Raw genomic sequence first — 14,842 nt, forward strand, 5'->3', positions numbered from 1 at the left:
ATTACTTTCCTACTGTGCGACGCCCTGAGAGCACTGGCAGCATCAGGCCAGTTCTCGATTTCCATTGCTCAAAGTCATTGGCAAAATATTCGGCCATCGCCTGATCTTCCGAGTCTGCCTGCCGGTAAAGGGCATACCAGCCTGTGAGAAGCACTATCGTGCTGGCAAATCCTGGGATCAACAGGGCCAGTCCCAAATACAGCAGTGCATCCCCCAGATACATGGGATGGCGCACCCAGCGAAACAGCCCACCTTGCGAAACAAGTCTTGGCACTGGTCCACCTGTGCCGTGTTGTAACAGCCTGTAGTGAAACAGCGTGATGCCTGCCCCCAGCAATACTAGTGATTGCCCCAGCCATCGTGGCAGGCTGAGTGCGCTTAATTGCCCACCGAATACAAAGTGGACAACCAGCAGTGCAATAAGCAGCGCGCCCGCGGCGACTTTCACACGCCACCAGGTTTTTGGTGCTTGAGGTACCACGCGGCACACCTCCTGTTTCAGTTGGTAGCGGCTCGGTAGTGGATTACTCGCCCGTTGGATCGTTGCCTGCGATCAATGCAGTATTGATCCCCAATAGTCGCTGGTAGTTGTAGTCGCTGATGGCGAAGAACAGTGGATAACGACTATCGTAGACAGCGTAACGACCGTTCAGGCTAAACAGTTCCAGACTGTGACTGTCGTCGTCCGTTGCAATTTTTATGCGGCGCTCCGGCGAGGCCTCTGCCAGGCTGCGCTGGTCATCCTCGTCGGCAACACCCTCTATCTGCAAGCTGGACAGTGCCAACAGCAAAGCCTGCAGCTCGCGATCATCCGGTGCTTCGCCATTTTGCGTGAGCCACTGGTTGTCGATTTTGCTCAGCATGACATCGTCTAACTCAAGCTGTTTAGGGTTGCCGCTTTGCAGCAAGTCACGATCGATCCACTCCCCATCAAGTCCCGGTGCATCATAGGCATTGAGATTAATGCTGTAGATCGCCTCACCGCTGTCATTGCGCGCGTGCACCTGGCGGAAGCCGGGTGAGGTACCGAGGTACACCGTACCCAACAGCTCATCAGATCCAATCAACGTAATGCGACGCCGGTAATGGTAGGCCGCCACTTGAAACCGCTGTCTGGCGGGCACACTTTTGGCCACCGGCCAGCTGTGATCGGTGGCGGTGATGGCGCCGATCAAGGCGTTGACCATGCCTGCATCAGCGGGCAGTCCCGACAATTCGGGCAGTACCCACCGTCCCTGCTCAAGGCGAATCACTGCTTCCTGATCGCGGTCATCGTCCACCGTTATCTCTGTGACCCGGGCGCTATTGAAGCGTACCAGCGGTGCACCCTCCAGCCCGCGGGTCATGATCTGTGGCGGTCGGTAAATCAAGAGTGTTAACACCAGCTGCGCGATCAGCAGAAAACCCAGCCAAATAATCGTCCGGTTCATGTGGCCAGCATCCTGCGATAGCGCTGCTTCAAACGGCGCGTTAGCACCGCATGGATGGTGCCCAGCAGTGCAAGCCAAAGCAGCGCAAAGCCGTAGTTCATGTACTCCAGCAGGCGCTGGGCGCTGGCCTCCATGGGCGGCAGGGTGCGGTTGAAATGCCCGCGTGATCGAATCTGTAGCAAGGACTCATCCTGCAGGGCCCAGTCCATGGCGTTCATGAACATCTCCAGTGGTCCCAGGTACTGGGTGCCTGCACCGGTGACCAGTGCATTCAGCACCTGATCATCCATGAAATCATTGGAGGCGACCAGAATGAGCCGGGCTGACTCGGGGGAGCGGTTGATAACCGATCCGCCGCGGCTGAGTTGCTGTGCAACATCCGGTCTGTTTTCCTCGCTAAAGTAGCTCTCAAAACGCCCCTGAACCACCACCGCCAATTCTTCGGTTTGTTGCACACCCTTTGGTGCATAGTGACTGTTGCCATCGGCATCGACACTGGGCATGACGTCCAGAGAGTCGGAGCGCCAGCTGTTAGGAGAGCTGCGCATCAGGTTGCTGACCCTGAGGCCGCGGCTTCTGTCTGCCGTTATGGGAGAGCCCCAGGCCATGGCCAACTGTGGCAGGCTCGCGGTAATGGGGTGGTTAGCATTCAAGGCTGGCGGGCGCAGATCGATGAAGTACGGGTAGTCCAGCATTTGCACATCCCGGAACTCGTAGTCACCGACTTTACGCGTAACCGGTACGGGGAAAGGGGCGCTCTGGGTGTCCAGAACCAGTGTTTTCTCGATAGTCAGGCCATGGTTCTTTAACCAGTCATCGACGCCGCTGTTGTAGGATTGCATGCGCAAATTGCCGCCGGACAACTCCGCCGAGTAGGGCGAGGTCGCAAGAAACACCGTGCCGCCGCGCATTAGAAACTGGTCCATCGCGAACAGCGCATTGGCATCCAGTGCCTGGGGAGCGATGACCGCCAAAATGTCGGCCACCGGGTCTACCCGACCGTCACTCAGGTCTGCCATGCGCAGGGAATGATCGCGGGTAACCATGCGTTCCAGGTTTTTGAAGGTCGGAACACCAAGGTTGAAACGCGCCATCTCCGGCGTGGACTCGGGTAGCGATAAGGCCACGGTTCGGGTAAAGCCGCGCGAGAAGCGTTTCAATCCGGCGTCGAACATGTCGCGGAAGGCCGTGGGATCGAAGTTATCCGTGGGCAGCTGCACAACCTGCCGCTGATCGGACAGTGTCAGGTAAAAGTAGAAGGCGCGATTGTCATTCATCACCGCTTCCATGGGCTGGAATCCCCATTCGTCTTCTATCTGTCGCGCGACCTCGCCATCGCCTGCCTCGGGCTCTACGAAACGGTACCTGAAGCGACCGTTGGCTTCCCGCGCAATGCCGTCCAGCTGGGCCTCAATGCTGTCCTTGTAGGCCAACATCAGATCGGGGAGCAGTTCTTCATCAGACACGTAAGCCGTGAGCTCTATCGTGTTTTCCAGTGTTTCAAACAACTTGCCGCTGCTCTGGTAGCTGTTGAGGACGTCCCGTATGGCCCTGGTGACGTCGAACTCTGCATTGCGCAGCATCACGTCCGCCGAACCGTCAGCCGCTGCTCTGACTTCAATAAGGTCTGCAAATCCCAGCGTCTCCGACTCGTCGCCGTAGCTGATAAGCACATTGAAGTAGGCGCTGACCAACGCGGATTGGTAGCGATCGGCAACCTGGAACGGTACGGAGTAAATCCCGTACTTTTCGTTCGCTTCGCTCTCCAACGCGGGGTCCGTGCCGGGGTCCACGAACTCAACACGGATATTATCGCCGCCGGCAATGGCGTACTCCTGAAGCAGGTCACGCAACTGCGGTACCAGCGGAGCCAGCAGCGGGTGTGTCTTTTCACTGAAGTAACCCCGGATCAGCAGCGGCTCGCGCAATCGGCTGAGAAGGTCGTTGCTGGGTTTGGAGAGTGAATACAGACGTCCCTGGGTGACGTCGGTGCGCAAGCCGTTGAGCGCGGCCATCCAGATATTGGCGACAACGAAATTCAGTAGTATCAGTGCTAATGCGGCGCGCCAGCGGCGATGCCGACGGCTGCGGCCCTTGGCCCAGCGCTCGCTTTCCAATGCATACACGTTGATGGCCAGGAAGGCGGCAGTCAGGCTCAGGTAATAGAACAGGTCCCTGAGGTCGATGACACCGCGGGTAATGCTTTCGAAACGAGAGCCGGTGCCCAGCAGCCTCAATGTTTGGGCTGTGTCATCAGTAAAGAAGGCAGTGAGCACCGGGCTACCCAACAGGTACAACAGGGACGCCAGTGCGACGGTGACGATAAGGCTGACGATGGCATTGCTGGTCTTGGCAGAGACGCATAGTCCCAGGCTGAGGTAGGCGGCGCCCAGTAGCAGTGAGGCCAGGTACCCGGCTACGACGGGGCCCCAATCCAGCTCGGCCAATGCAGCGACAGTGAGTGGCAGTGGTAGTGTCGCGAGCAGTGCCAACACGAGCATCGCGAAACAGGCGCGAAACTTACCGATGACAAAACGCCACAAGCCACTGGGCTGCGTGAGCACATGTTCCAGTGTGCCCAGCCGCCTTTCATCACTCCATGAGCGCATAGTCAGGCTGGCGCAAAGGATGATCAGCAATACGGGCATCCACTTAAACAGGGGGCGAACATCAGCGACGTTGCGCGCGAAAAAGGCCTCAACCCAAAAAAAGACGAACAGGGTCACGGCGCTGAAGCAGCCAAGGAACAGCCAGGCGACGGGTGAGCTGAACAACAGGCGCAGTTCTTTCTGCGCCACGCGACGTATGATTCGGTTGCTACTCACCAGCGGCCTCGCGGGTTGCTTCGCGGAAAATAGCATCCAGGTCGTGACCCAGCGGTTCCAGCGTGTGCAGACGCGCGCCCGCGCTAACCACCGCTTGCCCGATAGTGCCGGCGGCAGTGTCCTGGTCGGCACCCGGGTTTATCTGCAGCAAGAACTCGGCCCGCTCTGGCTTGCTGTTGCGGCGTTCAACCGAAGCGACGTCGGGCAGGTCTGCTAACAGATCCCCAAGATTGCTCACCGACTGGCAACTGCGTAGCAGCAAAGTCTGGCTGTTGCGCAATGTCTCCATTGACTTATCAAGCACCAGCCGCCCTTCGTTGAGAATCAGCACTCGATCACAAAGGGCATCGACTTCCTGCATGATATGGGTTGAAAGAATGACGGTGGCCTGGCGCGACAAGCGGCGTATGAGCTCGCGCATTTGCTCGGTCTGTGAGGGGTCCAGGCCATTGGTGGGCTCGTCCAGAATCAACAGCTTGGGTTGACCCATGATGGCCTGCGCCACTCCGACGCGTTGTTTCAAACCCCGAGATAGACTGTCGATGGGTTCGACGGCGCGGGCTACGAGATCGGTGGCCAGCAAGGCTTCACGTATGGCTGCCGGCCTGTTGCTGCTTTTGATGCCTTTCAGTGCAGCCGCGTAATCAAGGTAGTCTGCGACCAGCATTTCCGGATAGAGCGGCAGGCTCTCGGGCAAATAGCCCAGCGTGCGCTGCACCTTGCGCGCATCTTGCATCATATCGTGACCATCGATCTCCACGCTGCCGCCGCTGGGCTCAAGGTAGCCGCTGAGCATTTTCATGATGGTGGATTTGCCGGCGCCGTTATGGCCGAGCAGGCCGATGATGCCATTCCCGGTGATATCGAATGTGACATTGCCCACGGCGCGTGTGCGGCCGTAGTAGCGGGTGAGTGCATGTGCTGCGATCATGGCGTCCTGTTGCCCGGTCTCGCGAGTCAGGGGAAAAATAACAGCTTAACAACAAACACCAGCAGCACACTATTAAGCACCCAGCGGATCAGGGCCTCGCCACGGGATACGGTGAAATGAGCGCCCAGGTAGCCGCCAATAGAATTCCCCAGCGCCAGTGCGGCGCCCACCAGCCAAAGTATCTGCACCTGGCTGGCATATACCAGTAGGGCTGCCACGGTATACACGGCGACGATGAACACCTTGTGCATGTTGGTGCGCACCAGATCCAGTCCCATCACCCGATTCAGTACCGGCATAATGATGAAGCCCACGCCAATCTGAATGAAGCCGCCCCAAAAGCCCACGCCTATCATCATCAGATGGCCGCGAACCAATTGCTCACGCGAGGGGTGTCCCTGGTTGTCCTGCGCCTTGTTATTGCCAAATTGCATGATGAGCATCACGGCGACCATGACGATTGCCAGAATGCGGTTGAACCAGGGGCCGCCCAGTTGCACGCCGACCATGGCACCGGCTACGGCGCCGGGAACTGCGCAAGCCGCGAGGCTCAGTGAGAGTTTGAAATCCGCAAAGCCGCGGCGGAAAAAGGCGGTGATCGCAGTGAGGTTCTGAGCCAGTATGGCGATGCGGTTGGTGCCATTCGCGACAGGGCCGGGGACGCCCATAAAGACCATCACAGGAATGGTGAGCAGGGAGCCGCCGCCGGCCATTACGTTCAGGAATCCCGCGACGATACCAACAGCCGTTAACAGCGCCGCCTGCCAGAGGCTCAGATCCACTTCAATCCTCCGACCAGGGTTCGCGCATGGTCACGAACTCTTCCGCAGCCGTGGGGTGAATGCCGATGGTCGTGTCGAAGACCGCCTTGGTGGCACCGGCGCGCATGGCAATCGCCACGCCTTGCATGATTTCCCCGGCGTCTGGTCCCACCATGTGTGCGCCTACTACTCGGTCAGATGCCGTGTCGACGATCAGCTTCATCAGCGTTTTTTCGTCGCGCCCACTGATGGTGTGCTTCATCGGTTTGAAGGTGGATTTGAACAGCGTGATTTCGCCGAAGCGTGCTTGCGCTTCGTCTTCTGTAAAGCCCACGGTGCCGATGTTGGGCTGTGAGAACACCGCTGTGGGGATAAAGTCATAATCCACCTGGCTGTCCAGGCTGCCAAACTGGCGCCTGGCGAAGGCCATGCCCTCGGCCAGCGCCACCGGTGTCAATTCCATGCCGCCAGTAATGTCGCCCAGCGCGAACACGCCCGGTTCAGTGGTTTCGAACTGCTCGTTGACGGCAATAGTGCCGTGGCGAGTTATGTCCACATTGACATTTTCAAGGCCCAGACCCTGAGTGTTGGCGACCCGGCCAGTGGCATACAGCACGGCATCAGCCTCGATCTGGCTGCCATCGGTGAGGGAGAGCTGCAGCCCGTCGGCGGTTTGATCGATGCGTTCTACGTTAACTTCGAAGCGCAGGTCCACGCCGGTTTTGCGGATCTCCTGTGCCGCATGGGCACGGATATCGGCGTCAAAGCCCCGCAGGAACAATGGCCCCCTGTAGAGCTGCGTGACCTGTGAACCCAGGCCGTTAAAGATGCCCGCGAATTCCACCGCGATGTAACCGCCTCCCACAACCACAAGACGCTCTGGGAAGGCATCCAGATCAAAGATCTCGTTGGAGCTGAGAACATGTTCGCTACCCGGGAACTTAGGAACATGAGGCCAGGTGCCCGTGGCAATCAGAATGCGTTCTGTTGTGTACTCTCGGTCGCCCACGGCAACGGTGTTGGCGTTTACGATGCGTGCGCGACCGTCGATGACATCTGCTTCCACACCCGACAGCAAGTTTCGGTAGATTGCGTTCAGCCGTGATATCTCGGTTTTCTTGTTGTCACGCAGCGTCGCCCAATCAAATGGGGGCGTGCTGCTGTTCCAGCCAAAACCTTGCGCATCCGCAAAGCCCTTTCCGTACTCCGAAGCGTACACGTACAGTTTTTTGGGCACGCAGCCCACATTGACGCAGGTGCCACCCATATAGCGGTCTTCTGCGACCGCGACGCGGGCACCGAAGCCCGCAGCCATGCGTGCTGCCCTAACGCCGCCCGATCCGGCGCCGATCACAAACAGGTCGTAGTCCATAGTTTCGATTCATTGTTTTTTGAGGTGCGCCAGTTTATCAGGGGCTTTGCAAAGCTCGAAATACCAGCATCTTGTATGCTTAGTGGCTAAGGAACTAAGGGTACAGGTATGGGCACACTCACGCGGACTATTCTGTTCATCACCATTCCAGTTTTTGTATTGGGTTTCTTCGCACTGCGCCCACTGCAGGAAGCGGCGGCCGTTGCGGTCGGCTACAGCGCCAAGCAGCTGTGTTCCGGCGTTTTCGTGGCCAGGCTTCCTGCCGGGTTTATTGTGGATCGGGACATACACCACAGGCTTTCAGTGTTGGGTCCACTGCTCTCTCTGCTGCATCTGGACGTTGACCAGCCAGGCGGCGCCGTGTCCGCCAGCCTGTTCGGCGTGGATGCTCGCGCGCTCGTGCAGGGCTCAGCGGGTTGTACCCTGAATCCCAGAGACGAAACTGCAGGCGCAATGCCCGACCTGCGCGCGGTTGATTACCCTCCGGTGACAGCCGGTGTTCTTGACGCGGCATTGGACGCGGCTTTTGCCGAGCCCGATGGTGACGGTCGCAATACGCTTGCAGTGCTGGTGTCCTACCAGGGACAGGTGATTGCCGAGCGCTACAGCGAACCGGTCACAGATCAAACACCCTTGCACGGCTGGTCGATGAACAAGAGCCTGACGGCAACCTGGGTGGGCATGCTGTCGCAGCTGAACGGGCTGAGCCCCGATATGCCGGTGCGTCAGGCACTCTCGGGCCTCGGGACTTCCGTAGATGTGCTTGCGGGTATCAGTCCTGAACTCACCTTGAATCACTTGCTGCAGATGGAAAGTGGTTTCGACTTCGATGAAACCTACGCCCCCGGTGGTGATGCAACCCATATGCTCTATCAGAGTTCGCGTATGTGGGCCGAGGCCCCAGCTACCGGTCACGCCTTTGCACCGGGTGAGCACTTCAGTTACTCCAGTGGGGACACCAATCTGGCGGCCTACCTGTGGCAGCGCAATTTGCCGCCCGGCCCTTATTGGCAGTGGCTTGAGCAGAATTTCTCTGCCCCGCTGGGATTAACAACGCTGATTGCCGAGGCTGACGCCAGTGGCGTTCAGGTGGGTTCCAGCTACGCCTATATGAATGCGCGGGACTGGTTGCGGGTGGGCCAATTCTGGCTGGATGCCTGGCATGATCGATCGCCGTTGCTGCCAGCCGGATGGCTCAAAAGCAGCACGGTGGCGCGACCCTCGGATACGTTGGGCCGCTACGGGCGCGGTTTCTGGCTTAACACCAGGGGCAACGCTTTTCCTGCGTTACCTGCATCGACCTTCTATGCCTCGGGCAATGCGGGGCAATCCGTGGTAATAGTTCCCGAGCAGGAGCTTGTGGTTGTGCGTATGGGACTCACGGCGACCGGTGTTGATAGCGGCCTCAACCCCCTGTTGGAGTCGGTGTATCAAGAGGTGGCCCCGTGACCGGCGAACTACAGATCAGTGAGTTATCTGTTTATCCGGTGAAATCACTGGCTGGTGTGTCTGTAGAGCGCGCGGCGTTAACCCCGTTTGGACTCGCGGGAGACCGGCGCTGGATGCTGGTGGATGATCAGGGTCTTTTCATTACCCAGCGAGATCATCCGCACCTTGCCCGTTGCAAAGCGCAGTCCGGCCGGGACTCACTGACACTGCAATGGAATGACGCCACCCTGACGGTGCCCATACCCGACGGCACTGCCAGTACACGCGCGGTAGAGGTCTGGGGCGATGGGGTAGCGGCGCTGGATGCGGGTAACGATGCGGCCCAGTGGTGCCAGCAATACCTCCAACTGCCGTGCCGCCTCGTGTACATGCCCGAGACTGCGCAGCGCTTGGCCGACCCGGAGTATGCACGGCCGGGTCAGCGCGTCTCCTTTGCCGATGGCTTTCCCCTATTGTTGATATCCCACGCCTCGCTGGATGAGCTCAATCGGCGCTTGCCCGAGCCGGTACCTATGAATCGCTTCAGACCCAACATCGTGGTTAGCGGTTGCCAGCCCTTCGCCGAGGATGAGTGGCGGCAAATACAGATCGGCGATCAGGTCTTTTCGGTGGCAAAACCCTGCTCCCGCTGTGTGATGCCTTCTATCGACCAGGCGACCGGGGCACGCGACCGCGATATCAATCGCGTGCTAGCGAGTTTCCGCCGCTGGGAGGGCCAAATCTGGTTCGGTCAGAACCTGTCCTACGACATCCAGCCGGATACGACGACCGAGATCGCGACGGGTCAATCGGTGCGGGTTCTCGACTAGCTGGTGGTAGCACAATTACCGCAATCGGATGATCAAAGCCTGCAGCAAACTCCGTATCATGCGTGCAAGCCGTCAAAAACAGAGCGGCATCGGCGCCGACGACTCACTGGGCCTTGCACCGTGGCGAGGGGCGCCTGAAAACCGCAAGCACAAAGTTATGCTCTATGACTGTTCCCCGCTCCCTCCGCTGCCTCGCCTTGTTAGTGGCGTGGCTGCTTACTCCCCAAGCTCTGGCGGATGACGCCGCAAACCTGGATCGCGTGGTCCTAAAAACGGCTCCACCATTTTTGGCACTGTCACGGCCTTCGCCGACGGTAAACTGGCGATGGACACCGATTTTGCCGGCTCGGTTTCCATCGACCAGACTCAAATCGTTTCACTGCACAGCGAGCAGCCTCGGGTGCTGCAGATGACCGATGGGACTGTGCTGGAAGCACAGCCGCTTCGTGTAGAGAACGAATTACTGGTTGTTAGTGGCGAAACCATTGATAAGGATTTCACCCTGGATGACCTGACCAAGACCGATCCCGAGGACTGGGAACTGGGCATTGGCTACAAGTGGACGGGCCTGGTGAACTTCGCCTGGGTGCTGGAGCGCGGCAATACTGATACTGACGAACTGGACTATCGCCTGGATACCACGCTGCAGGGGGACGATGATCGCGACACCTTGCGCTTCAACGGTGAGGTGGATGAAGCCAACGGCGTGAAGAATGCCGACAACTGGACGCTGATCGCTAAGTACGACCATTTCCTGGAAGACCGCTGGTACTGGGGCGTATTGGCGTCAGCGGAACAGGATGAATTCGCAGATCTGGATCTACGATCATATTTTGGTCCCTACATGGGTCGGCAACTGCTGACAGAACCGGCGCTGGAACTTGAGGCAGAACTGGGTCTGGTTTGGGTAACGGAAGATTTCCTGACGGCTCCGGACAATGAATACCCCGGTGCGAACTGGAACATCCATGCCCAGAGTAACTACCTGGGTGGAGATTCCCGGTTGTATGTCGACCACATCGGTATTTGGGATCTGGATAATGGATAATACTGACGACATCATCCTCAACACGACCTTTGGCCTGGCCTTTCCGCTCTTGTTCGGCCTGGAAGGCGCCGCGGAAATCCTGTTGGAATACGACTCGGGCGCGGTTGAAGGTGTAGAAGATCTGGACCAGACCTACAGCTTCAGGATTGGCTACCGCTGGTAGGGCAATCCGATTACTGTGCGGTGCGCGCCCTGCGCACCGCGCTGGCCATCTGCTGCAGTAGCGGCACAGTTGCATCCAAAGACAGGCAAGCGTCGGTGATGCTCTGGCCATAGCGTAATTCGGCGGGGCTGGTCAGCGACTGGTTGCCTTCAACCAAATGACTTTCCAGCATGACCCCGCGCAGCGCGTTTTGCCCCTGCTCAATCTGGTCGCAGAGATCACTGACCACGGCTGCCTGGCGTTGGTGCTGTTTTTCGCTATTGCCGTGGCTCGCGTCCACAATCACGGAAGCGGGGAGGTCATGGGCCGATAGCGCGGTTGCTGCGGCGCTGACTGAGGCCGCATCGTAGTTGGGGCCGCTGTCACGCCCGCCGCGCAGAATCAGGTAGCCATGGGGGTTGCCCGACGATTCCAAGACTGCCGCACTGCCGTCCTTGGTGAGTGATGGAAAAACATGGGAATGACGCGCAGAGCGAATGGCATCGATGGCCACTGAGATATCGCCGGTAGTGCCGTTTTTGAACCCCACCGGCATGGACAGGCCGCTGGCCAGCTCCCGGTGTACCTGGCTCTCAACTGTGCGGGCACCGATGGCGCCGAAGCTCACGAGGTCTGTGTAATACTGGCCAAAGGTGGTGTCGAGGAATTCCGTTGCTGCCGGTAACCCCAACTCGGCAACGTCTAACAATACTTTGCGTGCCAGCTGCAGCCCCTGGTTGATCTGGAAACTGCCATCCAGGCCCGGGTCGTTAATCAGCCCTTTCCACCCTACGACCGTGCGCGGCTTTTCGAAGTACACCCGCAGGACGACCAGCAGCGCATCGGACAGTGATTGGCTGGCTGCTGAAAGCTGCTTGGCATAGTCTGCCAGTGCGTTTGGATCATGCACCGAGCAGGGGCCCACAATCACCAACAAGCGTTGATCTTCGCCGCCCAAAACAGCCTCTACACTGCGCCGATGCTGGGCGATGTTGTTTGCCAGATCTTCTGGCAGGGGCAATTGCTCGAGCAGGCTGGCTGGCGTAAGCAGCGGCCGTGCCTGTTGAATACGTAGATCGTCGGTGGGCTGCGTCATCAGGAATCGCCAGCAGGTGAGGGCGGCGCATTGTGTCCCAGGCCGTGGGCGGCCGCAACATCGGCATTGCCTTGCTGCCTTGCCCGCAGTGCAGCTTGAACTTCAGTGACCTCTTCTTCGCGCATCCGAATTTTGAATACTACAAACAGCGCTATCACGAAACCTGGAATAACGCCCACACCCAGCGCATAGATCAGCCGGTCCAGTACCACAGGATCAACTTCGCCGGGGGTTGCCCCAGCGGGTAGTCCGATAACGTCCATTGCGATGCCGGTGTACACCGGGCCTGCGACCGTAGCGAGTTTATTGATAAAGTTTATCGCCGCGTAAAACCCGCCCTCCTGACGAATACCATGGGCAAGCTCATGTTCATCGCTGATGTCTGCGACGATCGATTGTGTGACCACAGAGCGCAGCATGAAGCAGTACATAAAAAACAGCATGAACAGCAAGTTCAAGGCAAAGATCACGGTGCCATCACTGGGTAACCAGCCCAGTAGCTTTGCCGGATAGAGCCACAGTGCATTGACCACCAAACCGGCCATGGCCAGTTGCAGCTGCTGTGTCTTATCAAAGTGGCGGCCCAATAGATTAAGACTAAGTAGCACCAGTGCTACGGCGACAAGCGAAGGAACCGAGAGAATGATGGATACCGATTGCGCATCGAAGCCCCAAGTATAGGTCCACACCAGCATGTTCATGGTGGCCACTATGCCGTAGGCCACCATGAGTGCAATTTCGTAGGTGGCCAGCAGCCGAAAGCGCTTGTTGCTCATGGTGCGAAACAAGTCCCGCAACAGGCTAAGGGGGCTACTCGGGCTAAACTGTGCCGCTGGCAGGGATGCCGCTGGCCGTGCGGCCTTTAAGGTGCCAAAACTGGAAATGCTGCCGGCCAGCCAAACCACAGCGCAGGACAGGGCGCCGTACAGCGGGTAGTTGGCAGCGACAAAGCGGCCGTCTACCCCGTCATTCTCGCCGAACAGCGCTAGCAACCCTATGGCCGGGAGCAGAACGGCAAACAGGAACATAACCCCCATTCGCCCGCCCAGGATTTTGCTGCGCTGGTGATAGTCATCGGTCAGGTCGGCCGCCAGTGCCAGGTGCGGAATGGCAAAGGTGGTGACCGCAGTCCTGACCCACAATGACCAGAACAATAGCCAGCCCGCGAGACCGGCAGTACTCTCTACCACGGAGGCTGGGGGCGCAAACAGTGCATAAAAAGCAATACCCAGGGGCAGGATGCTGGCGAACATAAAGGGATGGCGCCGGCCGAACCGGCTACGCAGGCGATCAGACCAGGTGCCCACTAAGGGGTCCGAGATTGCGTCCCAGAACAGGCTGAGAGCGATCATTGCGCCAGTGATACTGCCATCAAGGCCCAGCACCTGCGTATAGAACAGAAGCACGAACATGGTGTAGGCCGCTTCTTTTGCGGCGTACACTGCCCCGCCAGCGCTGTAGAGCAGTCTGGTTTGTCGTGAAATCATGGCAACCTAGTCTGGGCTGCACGGCTTGTGCTGTAAAGCTGGCCAGCAGGCAGTCGGCGCATTCTTTTAGTCCACGGAAGCGTTACGCTAGGCGACTTAACTGCGGAGTACGATATGACACCTGGCGCTGATGACCTCTGGTTTCTCCCGCTTGGGGGGTGTGGCGAAATAGGCATGAACCTCAACCTGTTTGGCCATAACGGTGCGTGGCTGATGGTCGATTGCGGGATCACCTTTGAAGCTGGCCCCGGCGGTAGCAATCAGGTGCAGATGCCAGATCCCTCCTTTATCGCTGCGCACAGTCAGTCGTTAGTGGGGGTAATCGCCACCCACGCGCATGAAGATCATATAGGCGCTCTGCCTAACCTGTGGCCACAGTTTCGATGCCCGGTGTACACCACGGCTTTTACAGCGGCGGTGTTGCGCAACAAGAGTGCCGGCCGAGGTGCGCAGGCCCCCGAGCCCATCATTGAAGTTCTGCCCGGCGACGAACGGCAGATCGGGCCATTCAGCGTACGCTGGATACCCATCACCCACTCAACCCCGGAGACTATGGCATTGGAGATCATTACGCCTGCGGGCTCCGTTCTCCACACAGCAGATTGGAAAATTGATACGGCGCCAATCATAGGTGAGCCCTTCAATGCCCGTCATTTTCAGGCAGTGGGGGAGAGAGGCATTACAGCGGTGGTCTGCGACAGCACCAATGCCATGGTGTCGGGATACACCCCGTCAGAAGGTGAAGTGGCCAAGGGCCTGGCGGGCGCGATCGCGGCGTGCACCGGGCGAGTAGTTATCGCCTGCTTCGCCAGCAGTGTCGCCCGTTTGCAAACCGTGTCTCGCATTGGTCATCGAACCGGGCGCCGGCTCGGTTTGCTGGGTAGGTCCCTGCAAACCATGGTCAGTTGTGCGCGCAGTGTGGACTTATTGGGGCCGGATTTTGCAGTGATAGAGTCTTCGCATCTCGGCTACTTGCCACCCGAGGAGGTGCTGGTGCTCGCGACCGGCAGTCAGGGTGAGCCTGGCGCCGCCCTGTCGCGACTTGCAGCGGATACCCACCCTGCGCTCAGTCTTGAACCGGGTGATACCGTAATTTTTAGCGCGCGGACCATTCCCGGTAATGAAGCAGCGGTGGGCCGACTCTCCGAGCGGCTGGCGCAGCGAGGTGTCACCGTGGCTCATGCGGATGATGCCGAGACGACGCTGCATGCTTCAGGCCACCCCTGTGCGGGTGAACTCAGGGATATGTACCAGTGGCTCAAGCCTGGCGTTGCTGTGCCGGTTCATGGCGAGCAGCGACATATGCAGGCGAATGCGCAAATCGCCCGCAGCACCGGGGTGCCCTTGGCACTCACTGGTGAAAACGGCGACCTGTTCTATCTGGCGCCGGAGGCGGGAGTGAAGCGCAGGGCCGCGGCAACAGGCCGTCTGGCGCTGGGGCAGGACGGCACGCTGAACCCCGTAATCTGATGTATCGACAAGGCTGTGGTGT

13 protein-coding genes are annotated in these 14,842 nt (G+C 58.8%); 5 read left to right on the plus strand and 8 right to left on the minus strand.

Annotation, left to right across the window (positions count from 1 at the left end):
- Nucleotide 1: 1 nt before the first annotated feature.
- Genes IE089_RS11205 through gor form a run of 6 tightly spaced genes read right to left on the minus strand, consistent with a single transcriptional unit; the run spans nt 2 to nt 7,319 of the window.
- Nucleotides 2-481, minus strand: coding sequence for a methyltransferase family protein (locus tag IE089_RS11205; RefSeq protein ID WP_189477902.1), 480 nt, complete (start codon nt 479-481; stop codon nt 2-4).
- Between the two features lie 43 nt (nt 482-524).
- Nucleotides 525-1,430, minus strand: a complete 906-nt coding sequence (locus IE089_RS11210) for a DUF4340 domain-containing protein (RefSeq protein WP_189477903.1) — start codon at nt 1,428-1,430, stop codon at nt 525-527.
- Nucleotides 1,427-4,255 carry a Gldg family protein gene (locus IE089_RS11215; protein WP_189477904.1) on the minus strand — a complete coding sequence of 943 codons (2,829 nt, stop codon included), beginning with the start codon at nt 4,253-4,255 and terminating at the stop codon, nt 1,427-1,429. Before IE089_RS11215 ends, IE089_RS11210 begins: the two co-directional genes overlap by 4 nt.
- A complete protein-coding gene (locus IE089_RS11220; RefSeq protein ID WP_189477905.1) occupies nt 4,248-5,186 on the minus strand; it encodes an ABC transporter ATP-binding protein in 939 nt (312 codons plus the stop codon). Before IE089_RS11220 ends, IE089_RS11215 begins: the two co-directional genes overlap by 8 nt.
- A 26-nt stretch (nt 5,187-5,212) precedes the next feature.
- Nucleotides 5,213-5,968 carry a sulfite exporter TauE/SafE family protein gene (locus IE089_RS11225; RefSeq protein ID WP_189477906.1) on the minus strand — a complete coding sequence of 252 codons (756 nt, stop codon included), beginning with the start codon at nt 5,966-5,968 and terminating at the stop codon, nt 5,213-5,215.
- A gap of 1 nt (nt 5,969) precedes the next feature.
- Nucleotides 5,970-7,319, minus strand: a complete 1,350-nt coding sequence (gene gor, locus IE089_RS11230; protein ID WP_189477907.1) for a glutathione-disulfide reductase — start codon at nt 7,317-7,319, stop codon at nt 5,970-5,972.
- Nucleotides 7,320-7,427: 108 nt separating this feature from the next.
- On the opposite strand from gor, the gene IE089_RS11235 reads away from it, so the two are divergent.
- From IE089_RS11235 to IE089_RS15695, 4 genes are all read left to right on the plus strand, one after another.
- On the plus strand, nt 7,428-8,768 hold the full coding sequence (locus IE089_RS11235) for a serine hydrolase domain-containing protein (RefSeq protein ID WP_189477908.1): 1,341 nt from the start codon (nt 7,428-7,430) through the stop codon (nt 8,766-8,768).
- Nucleotides 8,765-9,577 (plus strand): MOSC domain-containing protein, encoded by an 813-nt coding sequence (locus tag IE089_RS11240; protein WP_229802716.1) that lies wholly within the window; start codon nt 8,765-8,767, stop codon nt 9,575-9,577. The genes IE089_RS11235 and IE089_RS11240 overlap by 4 nt, the downstream gene beginning before the upstream one ends.
- Nucleotides 9,578-9,902: 325 nt before the next feature.
- Nucleotides 9,903-10,625 carry a DUF481 domain-containing protein gene (locus IE089_RS11245; protein ID WP_229802717.1) on the plus strand — a complete coding sequence of 241 codons (723 nt, stop codon included), beginning with the start codon at nt 9,903-9,905 and terminating at the stop codon, nt 10,623-10,625.
- The gene (locus tag IE089_RS15695; protein WP_229802718.1) at nt 10,618-10,788 is read left to right on the plus strand and encodes a hypothetical protein; all 171 of its coding nucleotides are present in this window, start codon (nt 10,618-10,620) and stop codon (nt 10,786-10,788) included. Before IE089_RS11245 ends, IE089_RS15695 begins: the two co-directional genes overlap by 8 nt.
- Before the next feature lie 10 nt (nt 10,789-10,798).
- On the opposite strand, the gene IE089_RS11250 is transcribed toward IE089_RS15695, so the two are convergent.
- Together IE089_RS11250 and IE089_RS11255 are read right to left on the minus strand one after the other, a co-directional pair.
- Nucleotides 10,799-11,863, minus strand: coding sequence for a 3-deoxy-7-phosphoheptulonate synthase (locus IE089_RS11250; RefSeq protein WP_189477909.1), 1,065 nt, complete (start codon nt 11,861-11,863; stop codon nt 10,799-10,801).
- Nucleotides 11,863-13,350 (minus strand): MFS transporter, encoded by a 1,488-nt coding sequence (locus IE089_RS11255; protein ID WP_189477910.1) that lies wholly within the window; start codon nt 13,348-13,350, stop codon nt 11,863-11,865. Before IE089_RS11255 ends, IE089_RS11250 begins: the two co-directional genes overlap by 1 nt.
- Nucleotides 13,351-13,464: 114 nt before the next feature.
- On the opposite strand from IE089_RS11255, the gene IE089_RS11260 reads away from it, so the two are divergent.
- A complete protein-coding gene (locus IE089_RS11260) occupies nt 13,465-14,820 on the plus strand; it encodes a ribonuclease J (RefSeq protein WP_189477911.1) in 1,356 nt (451 codons plus the stop codon).
- Nucleotides 14,821-14,842 lie beyond the last annotated feature (22 nt).

Origin of the sequence: Parahalioglobus pacificus (genome assembly GCF_014652275.1) — a bacterium.
GTDB lineage: Bacteria > Pseudomonadota > Gammaproteobacteria > Pseudomonadales > Halieaceae > Parahalioglobus > Parahalioglobus pacificus.

What these genes read in the sequence shown, in the direction of transcription:
- IE089_RS11210 (WP_189477903.1), bottom strand. Translation starts at nt 1,430, where the DNA reads ATGAACCGGACGATTATTTGGCTGGGTTTTCTGCTGATCGCGCAGCTG.
- IE089_RS11220 (WP_189477905.1), bottom strand. Translation starts at nt 5,186, where the DNA reads ATGATCGCAGCACATGCACTCACCCGCTACTACGGCCGCACACGCGCC.
- gor (WP_189477907.1), bottom strand. Translation starts at nt 7,319, where the DNA reads ATGGACTACGACCTGTTTGTGATCGGCGCCGGATCGGGCGGCGTTAGG.
- IE089_RS11235 (WP_189477908.1), top strand. Translation starts at nt 7,428, where the DNA reads ATGGGCACACTCACGCGGACTATTCTGTTCATCACCATTCCAGTTTTT.
- IE089_RS11245 (WP_229802717.1), top strand. Translation starts at nt 9,903, where the DNA reads ATGGACACCGATTTTGCCGGCTCGGTTTCCATCGACCAGACTCAAATC.
- IE089_RS15695 (WP_229802718.1), top strand. Translation starts at nt 10,618, where the DNA reads ATGGATAATACTGACGACATCATCCTCAACACGACCTTTGGCCTGGCC.
- IE089_RS11250 (WP_189477909.1), bottom strand. Translation starts at nt 11,863, where the DNA reads ATGACGCAGCCCACCGACGATCTACGTATTCAACAGGCACGGCCGCTG.
- IE089_RS11255 (WP_189477910.1), bottom strand. Translation starts at nt 13,350, where the DNA reads ATGATTTCACGACAAACCAGACTGCTCTACAGCGCTGGCGGGGCAGTG.
- IE089_RS11260 (WP_189477911.1), top strand. Translation starts at nt 13,465, where the DNA reads ATGACACCTGGCGCTGATGACCTCTGGTTTCTCCCGCTTGGGGGGTGT.